Raw genomic sequence first — 13,351 nt, 5'->3', positions numbered from 1 at the left:
TTCAGTCCAACGCGCCGCTGTAGATCTGTTTGATGATGCTCGGCAGGTCTGGCTCGGCCAGTGAAAAATCTACCACGTCGGCCTGATTCATGATGGCCGCGGCCACCTGGCTGGCCGTGGTGCGCAGCCGGTTGAAGCGCAGCACCAGCTTGCGGCCGGCCGCCGCATCATCGGCTGGCACGGGCATCACCTCGGCGCCCGGCGGCGCGGTCAGCGGTCCCACGTCAGCAGCCATCTCGAACGTGATTACCCGGAACTTACCAAAGCGATCCCGGATGGTGCTCAGCGGCCCATCATAGATCAGCTTGCCACTGTCAATGATGATGATGCGCTGGCACAGTTCCTCGATGTCGCCCAGGTCGTGCGTGGTCAGGATGACGGTCGTGCCGTTTTCACGATTCTCCTGGCGGATGAACTCACGGATGCGCTCTTTGACGATCAAATCCAAGCCAATGGTCGGCTCGTCGAGGTAAACGATGCGCGGATCATGGATCAGCGTCGCGGCCAGCTCGGCGCGCATCTTCTGACCCAGGGACATGTTGCGAATGGGAACCGAGAGCAGCGGCTTCAACTCCAGGATGTCAGAAAACTGTGCCAGGCGCTCCTGAAAACGAGCAGGCTTGACTTCGTAGATCTGGCCGATCAGATTGAGCGATTCGATCAGCGCCAGATCCCACCAGAGCTGGCTGCGCTGCCCAAAGACGACGCCAATCTCACGTGCATTGGCCACGCGCTGGCGATGCGGGTCACGCCCCATCACCTGCACGGCGCCGCTCGTCGCGGCCAGGATGCCGGTCAGCATTTTGATCGTGGTGGACTTGCCGGCGCCGTTGACGCCGATATAGCCGACCACTTCGCCTGGCGTCACCCGGAAGTTGATGTGATCTACGGCGACCTTGTCCTGATGTCGCGGCCGAAAAAGCGCCTTGACCGCGCCGCGCACACCGGGATCCTTTTGGTTGATGCGGTAGACCTTGGTCAGGTCTTTGACCTCGATGCTACTCATGGCTAATCATACAACCCGCGGCGCACATTGAGCCGCACCTTGAACACCTCGCGCACCATGGAGACGGTGTCGCGCAGGGCGCTGATCTTGCTTTCGGTCATGAAATACCAGTGAATGGGCACCTCCACCACCTTGTAGCCGCGGCGTAGGGCGATGGCCAGCACTTCGACATCGAAAGCCCAGCCGCCCATGGTTTGGCGCGCAAAGACATCGTGCGCAACAGCGCGGCGAAACAGCTTGAAACCGCACTGCGTATCTTGCAGGCTCGGAATGGCTAAGATGCGCACCAACGTATTGAAGACGCGCCCCATGAGATGACGATAGTATGGTTCAGCGAAGCGTACCGCCCCTTCGCCTTCGCGTGAGGCAATCGCTACGTCGAAGCCGTTCTGCACCGCGCTGAGGAGCTTGGCCGTTTCTGCGATCGGCATGGCCAGGTCGGCATCGCAGATGAGCGCATAGTCCCCGGCCGCGGCCAGCATGCCCACCTGCACCGCAGCGCCCTTGCCCTTGACCGAATGGAGCAGGCGCACATAGGGATGATCGGCGCAGAAACGCTCGACAATGCCGCTGGTATCGTCCCGGCTGCCGTTTTCCACCACGAGCACTTCGGCCTGATAGGGCTGCTGGCGCAAGAAGGCGTCAATCTTGGAGAGCGAGCTCGGCAGGCGAGACTCCTCATTGTACGCAGGGATGACGATCGTGAGCAGCGGGACAGCCCCGCTGGCCGGCGCCGTAGGCGGCGTGGCGATATCAGTCCGTGATTGCGTCATAGCGGGTTGCATCTACATTTCCCGAGTAAAAGAATCTGACGCCAGTTGTGCCCTAGCCAATGAGATTGAGCAGGGCAAAGCCGGCAAGGAATTGAACCAAGAGCGCCCCGGCCCACAGCAGGTAGGCTCCGGGGCGTTGGCGAGAATAGAGAAGGCTCCCCCAGACCCCGTTCAAGATCAGGGTGGCGAGGCCGATGACCGGAAGCACAAACAACGAGGCCGGTGCGCCCAGACGATCGGGCTGGCCGGCGGCATCGAAATGTAAGGGCAGCGCGGCTGGCAGGCTGGGGAAACGCATGCACAGATAGCCAAAGAGCGCCAGGTTGAGCAGCAGTGTGATCCCCACCATGCCCAGGCCGATGCGGTCGCGCCAGATGTCCCATTGCCAGACAGCAGGCACCTTGCGGCCCAGGCGACGCAGGCGGTTTGGCCCTAATTCGTAGCGTGCCTGGATGGCTTCGATCAAGGCCGCCGGCGCGCTGGGGGACAACGCATAGCCGACTGTATGAGTTCGTTCCCGGTCATGCTGCTCCGTAAAGAGCACCACCTGCTCCGGCGCCGGGCGTGTCGCCAGGCTGACGATGTGTCCCACCCCGCTGACGTCGCCGCGCGTGAGAAATGGGTTGGGCCATTCCCACCAGCGTCCCCGGACATTGGCAAAGCCGCCCCGCTGCATGTGCTGAATCGCGCCTAACGGAATCACCTCACGCAGTGGCCCCCACGCAATCGTCACCGCGTCGCGATCCACCCAGTATTCCAGCGACAGGGTGCTCCACGTGCGATACCCCAGGTAGATCAAGACGGGCAGGCAGGCCAGGACGAGCAGCCCAAGGGCGAAGACCCAACCCGAAATGGGCAGGCTAACCAGCCGGCGCAGGAGTAGCGCGGCGAGAAGCATAACCCCGGCGCACGCCAGCACGCCGCGCCAGGCCTCTGACGTCGAGGCGGACTTAAAGCTCATGGCGCCTCAAAAGACCGGCGTACACCAGTCGCTGTACTGTGGCACGTTGCCGCGCACGACCTCGAAGTACAGGTCGCGCAGTTCATTGGTGATCGGCCCCATTTTGCCGCTGCCGACCGGGCGCCGATCCACCGACGCAATCGCCGCCACCTGCACGCCCGTGCCGCAGAAGAAAGCCTCATCGGCTACGTACAGCTCGGTGCGGTCAATACTGCGCTCGACCACCGGCAGGCCAAGTTGGGTGGTAGCCAGATCAATCAACGTGCGCCGGGTAATGCCTTCCAGGATGTTGTCGCTGACCGGCGGGGTGATCAGCGTGCGGTTGCGCACGATGAAGATGTTCTCGGCACTGCCTTCTGACACATGGCCGTCCTGGTTGAGCACAATGGCCTCATCGAAGCCGTTCATCAGCGCTTCACTTTTGATGAATGCCGAGTTGACATAGGCGCCGGCCAGCTTGCCACGGGCCGGGATCGAAGTGTCGTCCACCCGTCGCCAGGAGGAGGTGCAGACATGGGCGCCTTCTTCTGACTCGATGTAGCGTCCAAAAGGCACCGCATAGATCGTCACTTCGTCACGCAGATCGTGCAAGCGCACACCGATGATCTTTTCCGCCTTGTACGCCAGGGGGCGGATGTAGATGTCCTGGCGCATCTCCTCACGTCGCACCAGATCAAGCGTGATGTTCATCAAATCATCCGCGCTGAAAGGCAGCTTCATCAGCAGCAGCCGCGTGGACATCAGGAAACGCTCGCAATGGTCACGCAGGCGGAAGATATACAGATTCTGGTGCTCAGGGTTCCAGTAGCCGCGAATCCCGCCAAAACAGGCCGTGCCATAGTGCAAGGCATGCGTCATGACGCTGACCGTAGCCTGCTCCAACGGCACGACGGCGCCTTCAAAAAACGCGTACTTCGTCATTCAGTCCTCCCACCTAATGCTAATCGTCTCAGAATCCCCCGCGCAGGTTGTCCTCCGCCATCGGGGTATCGGCCTTACAATCCCCACGCCGCCAACGCCCCCAGCAGGGCCTGGTCGGTCATGTCCAGCGTCAGCGGCGTCACCGAAATGAAACCCAACGCCAACGCGCCCACGTCGGTCTGGCCGGCCTCGTCGGGAATGCCGCCCGGTGGGTCGCCGCCAATCCAATAGTACGGCCGCCCGCGTGGATCATGGCGCTCGATGAGCTTGTCATGATAGACGCGCTGCCCCAACCGGGTACGTCGCAAGCCACGGATCGCGTCACGCGGCAGCGCCGGCGCGTTCACGTTCAAGAAACTATTGGGGGGAAGCCCATGCGCAAAGATCTGGCGCACCAATTGGGCCGTTGCCGCGGCGGCCGGTTCATAATCAATGGTTGCGCTCCATTCCACCGAAACGGCAATCGCCGGCAGACCGGCCACCACCCCTTCCATCGCGCCGGCCACGGTGCCCGAATAGGTGATGTCATGGCCGACATTGGCGCCCTGGTTGATGCCAGAGACGATCAGGTCAGGCGCCTGTGGCACGAGACCCAACAGCGCCAGGCTCACGCAGTCGGACGGCGCGCCGGTGGTGGCAAAGGCCGGCGACCCATCGGCCAGCGTCACCTGGCTGACACGCAGCGGCTTGTGCATGGTTTTCGTGTGGCCGGCCGCGCTCCAGTTGCGATCAGGCGCGAAGACGATAATCTCAGCCAGGGGCGCCAGTGCCTGTTTCAACGCCAGCAGCCCCAGCGATTGCACGCCATCGTCGTTGGTAATTAGAATTCGTTTCACATCGTGCCCCTGGGGGGCCTATTATCGGCCAAGTTGGGAGCGCCGTCAACTGGGCGCAGCCAGGCCAACGCGGCCACCCCCAGCTCGGCCGGCGCCGGTTTTTCGTCTGCCGCGCCCAGCCGGACCGGCAGCAGCCATGACAACGGCGCGGCCGTCGCCTTCTTCTTCGCCTTGTGCGTCACCAGGATGGTGATGGGGTCAGTCTTGGTGCTGTTGCCGGCCGAATCGAAGGCTTCGATGTAGATCTGATGGGTCTCCGTGTATTTACCTGCGGCCACGATGGCGCTCATGCCGCTGTGAAAACGCTGAATAATGCGCCCTTGCGGATCAACCACCACCTCGCTGACCACAATCTCCTGCGTGGTGGTCGTGCCGTCGGTATTGGTGATCACCTCCGTGCCCATGACCGGCGGCGAACCGGGTACCGGCTTCAGGTTCAGCATCTTGATCGTCCATTTGACATTGAACGGCGCCACGGTGCTGGAGCCAATTTTCTGCTGGTCCAGGTAGAAGTCCGCGCGATCCATGGACCAGTTGTCACGTGCATTGGCCGTGATGCTGACCCACTCGTCATCTTCCATCACATAGAGCTTGCCGGTGAAGGGATGCTCGATCTCGACCCGCGGCGCGGTGTTGTCCACCGTCACCTGGGTGGCGGCCGTACGCGCATTGCCGCTGCCTTCGGTCACGCTCAGGCGCACCGTGTAGAGGCCGTCCAGCGTGGTTGTGTCCCAGAACTCCAGGGTGTCATTCTGCTTCTGATCGCCATGCTCCGGCCCAATTTGCGTCCAGGCGCCGGGGTTCAGGCCCTCCCCAAACTCCACGCGATAGTTACGGAAATCGCCCGCACGCGCGTTGCCGGTGATGGGCACCAGCCCCTTGACGTAGTTGTAGGTTCCTGGAGAAATAATCGCCACCTCGTCATTGACCGGCCCTTGCCCATAGGCTGTGTCATACTCCGAGGGCGGTTGCGGGATGGTGCTCTCCACCACCCAGTCGGCCGCTTCCGGCGGCAGAATCTGATAGATGCGGCGTTCGATCAACTCTGGCGGCGTGTAGGGTGTGGACAGTTTGCCCGTCTCGCGGTTGACCTCGAACGCGCGCCAGACCGTGTCATAGGTCTTTGGCTCACTGCCCTCGATGAAAATCTCGGTGCGTTTCTGTTGGCATTCGGCCGTCGGCAGCAGGCCAGACGGGTAGCAAACGGTCATCTTCCTGATACCAGGCGGTTGCACAAAAGGCACATCAGGCATATTGTCCAGGCCATACGTCATCACCTGGTTCCAGATGGGCGCAGCGCCGGTCAACCCGCTGATCTTGTCCATCGGTTCGTTGTCGGTATTGCCCACCCAAACGCCCACGGCGAGTTGTGACGTATATCCCACCGTCCAGTTGTCATGCCAGTTATTGGTGGTGCCGGTCTTCGCGGCCACGGTGTGCCCTGGGATTTCCAGGTCGTTGGGGCGCCCAAAGGCTGCCCAGCGGGCCGCCGTGTCGGACAGGATGTTGGACATCACGTACGCGACTTGCGGCGAAACCACCTGCGCCAGCTTCGGCTCCTTGTACTCATAGATGATCAGGCCGTTCTTGTCACGCACTTGCAGGATGGACACGGGGTCAAGCGTGCGCAGGCCTTCGGCCTGGCGCTCTGCGGGCACCGCATCTCCGGCCATGACACCCCCATTGGCCAGCAGGCTGAATGCATAGACCATATCGAGCAGCTTGACTTCGCCGCCGCCCAGGGTCAAGGCCAGACCGTAGTAATCGTCGCGCAAGGTGGTGATACCCATCTTGTGCGCGGTGTTGATCACGTTTTTGACGCCGACCTTGCTCAACATCCAGACGGCCGGGATGTTGTACGAGCGCGCCAGGGCATCGCGCAGGAACTGTGGCCCGTGATATTTGCGGTCGTAATTCTCTGGCACATAGGGGGCCTCGGCGTCAGGAAAAACGGTGCGCACGTCCACGATCATGCTGGCCGGGGTGTAGCCCTGCTGCAACGCCGTCAGGTAAGTGAAGAGCTTGAACGACGAGCCGGGCTGGCGATTGGAGATGGCGACGTTGACTTCGCCGTCATTCTCCTCATCGTTGTAATCCAGGCTGCCCACCATTGCCACGATCTCGCCGGTGGTGGGGCGCAGGGCCACAACGCTGGCGTTATGCACGTTGTTCTTCTCGCGCACCTTCGCCACCTGGGCGCGCGCCACCTCTTCAGCCTTCTTTTGCAGATCCAAATCGAGCGTCGTGTAGACTTGCAGGCCGTTGCGCCAGATGAAGTAAGGGTCATCGGCTGTGTTGTACGCGCGGCGCAGTTCATCCAGCACGTAGAGCGAAAAATGCGGTGCGTCGAGATACTCGAAGCGCTCGGCTGCGCGTAGGCGCACCGCCAGCGGCTTGGTGTCCGCATAAGCCTTGGCCTCCTCCGCCTCGGCTGCGCTGATGTAGCCGGCCTCGGCCAGGGCATCCACCACCTTGCGCTGGCGGCGATAGGCATCCTCCGGGGACTGAATGGGGTTCAGGCCGGGATACTGCGGCAGGGCGCTGAGCATGGCAGCCTCGGCCAGGGTGACATCGGCCGCTGATTTGTCGAAATAGATGCGCGCCGCAGCCTCGACGCCGTAGGCGGCATTGCCGTAGAAGTTATAGTTGAGGTACCACTCCAGGATCTGGTCCTTGGGGTAGCGTCGCGTCACCTCGACGGCCATGATGGCCTCTTTGATCTTACGCGTGTAGCTGCGCTGCACCCGTTCCTCGGGCGGGATGAGCACGTTTTTCACCAGTTGCTGGGTGATGGAACTGGCGCCCTGCACAGAGTTGCCCTGCAGGTTGGAGACAAAAGCGCGCCCCAGGCCGCGCAGGTTGATGCCTGGATTTTCATAAAAGCTGCGATCCTCCAGGGCAATCGTGGCTTTCGCCAGCCAGGGCGACATCTCATTGAGCGGCAGGTAGGTGCGGTCGCCACGAAAGGGCCGTGGGTCAATGGACTCGTACAGCAGATGCTGGCCCGTGCGGTCAAAGATCTTGACCGTGGCAAAGTCTTCCTGCTCGGTCTCGATGGCCGCCGCGTCCGGCAAGTTCTGCGCAAAGTACACATAGACGCCGGCCGCGGCGGCGGTGGCGGTCAGAGCGCCGCCGCCAAAGATCAGGAAGAAGATAGCCAGCCCGCTCAGGCTGAATTGGAACAACCAGCGCCAGGGGTGCGGTCGCTGGCGGTCATGGCGGCGCCGTTTCTGGCGCCAAAGGATGATTTGTTGCGTGCGATTTGTCATAGTTCGATCAAGTCAGTCAGGTAAACCAGGGGAAAAGCAGGCATACGCCCGCCGGTGTAACGCAGGACAGCCAACGCCGGTTCCAGGCCCCCCGCGCCGCCCCCCCGGTCAACCATGCACATCATGTCAGCTCGAAGCCTTCGTGCAAGGCCGGCACAGCGACGTTGGCGATACCCAGTTGGCGGATGCCATCGGCCAGGGCATTGGCCGACTCCGGTTCACCATGCACGAGGAAGACCTGGCGCAGGCGCGGCCGTTCCATGCGGCCAACCCACTCCAGCAGATCACGCCGGTCGCCATGCGCACTGAAGCCCTCGACACGTTCGATGGTGGCGCGCACCGTGTGGGCCTCGCCAAAAATGCGCACCGGCGAGACGCCATCCAACAGGCGCCGGCCGAGGGTGTTCTCAGCCTGAAAACCCACAAAGAGAATGGTGCTGTTGGGGTCGCCGATGTTGTTGCGCAAATGGTGCAGGATGCGGCCCGTTTCTGCCATGCCCGACGCGCTGATGATGATGGCCGATTCACGCAGGAAATTGAGCGCCTTGGAGTCCTTGACCTCACGTACGTAGTGCAGGTTCTTGAAGCCAAAGGGGCCGCCGCGCCCCTCGGCCTGATCGAGCAATTGCCGCGTCTCGGCGTCGTAGCACTCCGGGTGCAACCGGAAGACCTCCGTGATGTTCGTAGCCAGCGGGCTGTCAATGTACACCGGCAGATTGGGAATCTCAGCCTCTTCGGTCAGTGCGTAGAGCGCATAGAGCAGTTCCTGCGTGCGGCCCACGGCAAACGCGGGCACGATGATCTTGCCGCGCCGCCGAAACGTCTGCTTGATAATGGTAGCCAGGTGGTCCTGGGCCTCGACCGGCGTTTCGTGCAGACGGTCGCCGTACGTGCTTTCCATAATCACATAGTCAGCCGTCGTCAGCCGCGCGGGATCACGCAAAATGGCGAGGCCCTTGCGGCCGAGGTCGCCGGAGAAGACCAGGCGCGAGGTGCGGCCGGCTTCCTGGCAGTCCAACTGCACCATGGCCGAGCCAAGGATGTGCCCGGCGTCGAAGAATGTGAAGATGACGCCGGGTAACAGCTGGGTTGGGCGCTCGTAATCGGCCGTCATGAAATACTTGAGGGTGGCCAGGGCGTCGGCGCGTGTGTAGAGCGGTTCCACCGGCGGTTGCCCCTCGCGGGCGCGACGTTTATTGACAAACTCCACGTCGCTCTCCTGAATGTGGCCGCTGTCTTGCAGCATGGAAACAGACAGGTCGCGCGTCGCAGGCGTGGCCCAGATTGCGCCGCGAAAACCCTGCTTGACCAGGTTGGGCAGGTTGCCGGCATGGTCAATGTGCGCATGCGACAAGATGACGGCGTCAATCGTGGCTGGGTCGAAGGGAAAATGCAGGTTGCGCGCGTAAGTTTCGGCGCGCGCGCCCTGGTAAAGTCCGCAGTCCAACAGCAAACGTTGGCCATTGACTTCGATCAGATGCATAGAACCGGTCACCGTTTGCGCGGCGCCGTGGAATGTCACTCGCATTGGGAATCCTTCTTGATACTATGCTGCAAGCGGGAATAGACTTCACTTTTCCGCCTAAGGAAACAGGCGCAATTCGTGCCCACTTGCAGTATAGCGGTCTCGTTCAGCGACGGATGTCGAGCGTGAGGGGGCTCAGGGCACATGGCTGAGCACGGTCAGAATTTCAGGTCCGTACAGATCTTGTTTGGCGGGACCAAAACCGTCACACGCGGCCAGGTCGGCCAGGGTAGTCGGGGCATGGCGGGCAATCACCATCAGCATCTCGTTGGTCATGACCACATCGGCATCCACGCCACGCGCGGCTGCGCGTGCGGTGCGCCAGGCGCGCAACGCCTCGTAGCGGGCGGCGGCGCTTTCGTCTGGCCGCACCAGGTGCTGATGGGCACGCTTGGGCGCCACCGGCGCGGGGCCGGCCGCAGCCTTCTGCATGGCCTGCACCAGGTCGGCGCCAAAACGGCGCATGAAGCCTTCGTTGAAGCCGGACATCGTCAACAGTTCGTTGAGTGAGGCGGGCAGGCGTTCGGCCAGGTTGATCAGCGTCTGGTCGGACAGCACCTTGAATGGTGGCTGATCGAGCATGCGCGCCTTCTCCTCACGCCACAGGTAGGCCACGCGCAGGGCCGCCAGCCGGCCGCCGTCCAAACTACGCGCATCGCGCAGCCGCCAAAAGCCGTCAGGATCGAAAGGACGATGCACATATTCGATAGAGGTGACGCTGGCAAAGGCATCCTGTGCTTCGGCCAGGCGCCCGCGCTGGCTCAATTCCTGCGCCAGGCGCACGCGCAGATCGAGCAGGTAGTGGGTGTCCAGGCGCGCATAGGCCAATTGGGCACGCGTCAGGGGACGCTTGCCCCAGTTGGCGCGCTGCATGCGCTTGTCCATGATCACGTCGAACTGTTTTTCCAGGATAGCGCCCAGCCCCACTTCGGGCCAGCCGAGGATGCGGGCGGCCCATAAGGTGTCGAAGATATTGACGAACGCAAACCCATAATCACGCTTCAGCATGAGAACATCGTTCTCCGCGGCGTGAAAAATCTTCAACACCTGCGGGGCCGCAAACAGCGCCGCGAGCGGGCGCAGATCTAACTCGATGGCGAGCGGGTCAATGATATAATCGCCGATGTCATGCCCATTGATCCCCTGTGGCTGCCGCACCGACAGTTGAATCAAGCACACCTTATGAAAATAAGCGAAGAGGCTGTTGGCCTCGGTGTCAACCGCCACCGCCTCGGCAGCCAATAGCTGTGGCAGCAAGGTATCGAGTTGGGCTGTGGTGTGAATGACGATCGGCGGCGGCAGGCTAAGTTGTGCTGATTGAGGCGCCGGCTGCACAGAGCCGACAAAACGGCGTGACATGGCGATTCCTTCGACAGATTTTTTCCCAGGCAATAGTCGTCATTATCGCAGATTTGAGCAGGATGTCAAAGTTGTTGGCTTGCCAACTCAGAATAATGTGGTATACTTCTTGCAGTTCCCCCTGTGCTGCAATGCTTTTCCAACAGATAGGAGGCGCCCCAGGAAGATTCTCATCATCTGACTCTCGTACCTAACCGGTAAGGACGTTGGAACGGTTTTGGCTCTTAGCCCTGCCCTGCCAGGAAACACGGAAACCACGGTGATTTCTAGCCTTCACCCTCTGGCCCGTTGTTGCAGCCTGATTATTTTTGCGCCGCGCATCCGAGCAGCATCGGCAACGGATGTCTCCGGCAGTGGCGACCGCATAGTTCTGTCTGACGTCCGCACCACAATTCGCAACTCAATCTCAATTCGCAAGGAGCTGCATTTCAATGGCTAGTGTAACGTTCGAACATGTTTACAAACGATGGGGTGATGTCACCGCGGTCAACGACCTGAGCATCAGCGTCGAAGACAAGGAATTCCTCGTCTTCGTTGGCCCTTCGGGCTGTGGCAAGACAACCTCATTGCGCCTGCTCGCCGGTCTGGAAGAGATCAGCGATGGCACGATCAAGATCGGTGAGCGCGTCGTCAACGATGTGCCACCCAAAGACCGCGACATCGCGATGGTGTTCCAGAGCTACGCGCTCTATCCCCACATGAGCGTCTACGACAATATGGCCTTTGGCCTCAAACTGCGCAAGATGCCCAAGACCGAAATTGACAAGCGTGTCAAGAACGCGGCAGACATCCTGGGCATTCTGCAACTGCTCGACCGCAAACCCAAGCAACTCTCCGGCGGTCAGCGTCAGCGTGTGGCCGTTGGTCGCGCCATCGTGCGTGAGCCAAAGGTCTTCCTCTTCGATGAGCCGCTCTCCAACCTGGATGCCAAGCTGCGCGTGCAAACCCGTGCCCAGATCAGCAAGCTGCATCGCCAGTTGGGCACCACCTTCATCTATGTAACCCACGACCAGGTCGAGGCCATGACGATGGCCAGCCGCATCGCGGTCATGAAGGATGGGCTGCTGCTGCAGATTGACTCACCGCAGAACCTGTACGACCGACCGGCCAATGTCTTCGTGGCCGGCTTCATCGGCAGCCCCTCCATGAACTTCTTCGAGACCACGCTGGTGGAAACCGATGGTAAGATGGTCGTGGATGGCGGCACCTTCCGCCTGGATATTCCAGGCACTCGCGGCGAAGACATGCGCAAGCATAAAGGCCAACAGGTGATCTTCGGCATCCGCCCGGAGGACATTCACGCCCGCGGCTATCAGCCGCAGGATATCAGCCCGGCGCCGCTGCAGGCCGATGTGGATGTTACCGAACTGATGGGCAACGAAATTTTCCTTTACCTGCTCTCAGGCAAGAAGCAATTCGTCGCCCGCGTGGACCCGCGCACCCATACCGTGGCCGGTGATAAGATTGACGTTGTCTTCAACATGGACAACGCGCATTTCTTCAATCCCAAGACGGAACTCGCGCTGCGCTAACAACCTGTTCCAACACCTGTCCTGGCCGATCTCCTGACCGAGCCAGGACAGCATCGTCAATGCGCAACAGAGGTCAGATCGCCATTCCCGCCGCCACCGCGAGGGGACGGGCATCTGGCCTCTTTGATTTCCTGGACACCTTTGTGACCCAACAACTCGTCAGCGTCATTGCCACCGTGCTCAACGAAGGCGACGCGGTTCGCCGCTTGCTCGACAGTCTCCTGGCGCAAACCCATCCGGCCGATGAAATCATCATCGTGGACGGCGGTTCGCAGGACAACACCGTCGCCATTCTGCGCGCCTACCAGGATCGCCTGCCGCTGCGCATCCTGGTGGAGCCGGGCTGCAACATCAGCCAGGGGCGCAACCGTGCCATTGCCGCGGCCCGCCATGAGATCATCGCCTCCACCGATGCCGGGGTCTGGCTGGAAGCGGGCTGGCTGGCCGCCCTCCTGGCTCCCTTTGCCCAACCTGGCGCCGCAGATGGAGCGCCCGTGGAGGTGGTGGCCGGTTTTTTCCAACCCGACGCCACGACACCCTTCGAAATTGCCCTGGGCGCCACCGTCCTTCCTGCGCTGACCGACATCGCCCCGTCCACCTTCCTGCCTTCCAGCCGTTCGGTCGCGTTCACGCGGGCAGCCTGGCAGCGAGCCGGCGGTTATCCTGAATGGCTGGACTACTGCGAGGACCTGATTTTCGACTTTCGCCTGCGTGAGGTGGCTGGCCCCTTTGCCTGGGCGCCGCAGGCCGTGGCGCACTTTCGGCCACGCAGCACCTTGACGGCTTTCTTCAGGCAGTACTACCGCTATGCCCGCGGGGATGGCAAGGCCGACCTTTGGCGCCGGCGCCATGCCATCCGCTACGCCACCTACCTGATCGCGCTGCCGGCCCTGCTCGGCCATGCCCTGTGGGGACGCACCGCGCGCGGCGCCGGCTGGTTGGGCCTGCTGCTCGGCTTTGTGGCCTATCACCGCCGCCCCTGGCAGCGCCTGCGCGTCGCGTGGGAACCGCTCACATGGCCGCAGCGTCTGCTGACGCTGGCACTTGTGCCGGTGATTCGGATTGTGGGTGATGTGGCCAAAATGATCGGTTATCCCGTTGGCGTCCGCTGGCGTCACGATCGCCGGTTTTGACCGCCCTCACGCGTCGTGCTAGAATTCGAGTCGCAC

The 13,351-nt window shown here is 61.7% G+C and carries 10 protein-coding genes; 2 read left to right on the top strand and 8 right to left on the bottom strand.

Annotation, left to right across the window (positions count from 1 at the left end; translation table 11 throughout):
• Nucleotide 1: 1 nt before the first annotated feature.
• The 8 genes from IPM84_14380 to IPM84_14345 form a co-directional block, all read right to left on the bottom strand.
• A complete protein-coding gene (locus tag IPM84_14380) occupies nt 2-1,006 on the bottom strand; it encodes an ATP-binding cassette domain-containing protein (protein ID MBK9093928.1) in 1,005 nt (334 codons plus the stop codon).
• 2 nt (nt 1,007-1,008) lie between these two features.
• On the bottom strand, nt 1,009-1,779 hold the full coding sequence (locus IPM84_14375; protein ID MBK9093927.1) for a glycosyltransferase family 2 protein: 771 nt from the start codon (nt 1,777-1,779) through the stop codon (nt 1,009-1,011).
• 52 nt (nt 1,780-1,831) lie between these two features.
• The gene (locus IPM84_14370) at nt 1,832-2,740 is read right to left on the bottom strand and encodes a DUF1648 domain-containing protein (GenBank protein ID MBK9093926.1); all 909 of its coding nucleotides are present in this window, start codon (nt 2,738-2,740) and stop codon (nt 1,832-1,834) included.
• A 6-nt stretch (nt 2,741-2,746) separates the two neighbouring features.
• Nucleotides 2,747-3,661, bottom strand: a complete 915-nt coding sequence (locus IPM84_14365; protein ID MBK9093925.1) for a branched-chain amino acid transaminase — start codon at nt 3,659-3,661, stop codon at nt 2,747-2,749.
• Nucleotides 3,662-3,735: 74 nt separating this feature from the next.
• On the bottom strand, nt 3,736-4,497 hold the full coding sequence (gene surE, locus IPM84_14360; protein MBK9093924.1) for a 5'/3'-nucleotidase SurE: 762 nt from the start codon (nt 4,495-4,497) through the stop codon (nt 3,736-3,738).
• Nucleotides 4,494-7,766 (bottom strand): transglycosylase domain-containing protein, encoded by a 3,273-nt coding sequence (locus tag IPM84_14355; protein ID MBK9093923.1) that lies wholly within the window; start codon nt 7,764-7,766, stop codon nt 4,494-4,496. The genes surE and IPM84_14355 overlap by 4 nt, the downstream gene beginning before the upstream one ends.
• A gap of 121 nt (nt 7,767-7,887) precedes the next feature.
• Complete coding sequence (locus IPM84_14350; protein ID MBK9093922.1) at nt 7,888-9,294, bottom strand: MBL fold metallo-hydrolase; 1,407 nt, start codon at nt 9,292-9,294, stop codon at nt 7,888-7,890.
• A gap of 132 nt (nt 9,295-9,426) precedes the next feature.
• Nucleotides 9,427-10,650, bottom strand: coding sequence for a ribonuclease D (locus IPM84_14345; protein MBK9093921.1), 1,224 nt, complete (start codon nt 10,648-10,650; stop codon nt 9,427-9,429).
• A 431-nt stretch (nt 10,651-11,081) separates the two neighbouring features.
• Here IPM84_14345 and ugpC point away from each other — a divergent pair, with 431 nt between their 5' ends.
• Both ugpC and IPM84_14335 read left to right on the top strand, forming a co-directional pair.
• Complete coding sequence (ugpC, locus tag IPM84_14340; GenBank protein MBK9093920.1) at nt 11,082-12,182, top strand: sn-glycerol-3-phosphate ABC transporter ATP-binding protein UgpC; 1,101 nt, start codon at nt 11,082-11,084, stop codon at nt 12,180-12,182.
• 59 nt (nt 12,183-12,241) lie between these two features.
• Nucleotides 12,242-13,315, top strand: coding sequence for a glycosyltransferase (locus tag IPM84_14335; protein MBK9093919.1), 1,074 nt, complete (start codon nt 12,242-12,244; stop codon nt 13,313-13,315).
• Nucleotides 13,316-13,351: the final 36 nt, after the last annotated feature.

This window comes from Candidatus Amarolinea dominans (genome assembly GCA_016719785.1).
Taxonomy (GTDB): Bacteria; Chloroflexota; Anaerolineae; order SSC4; family Amarolineaceae; genus Amarolinea; species Amarolinea dominans.
The sequence above is the reverse complement of the archived record's forward strand: the minus strand, read 5'-3'. Positions and strand labels throughout refer to the sequence as shown.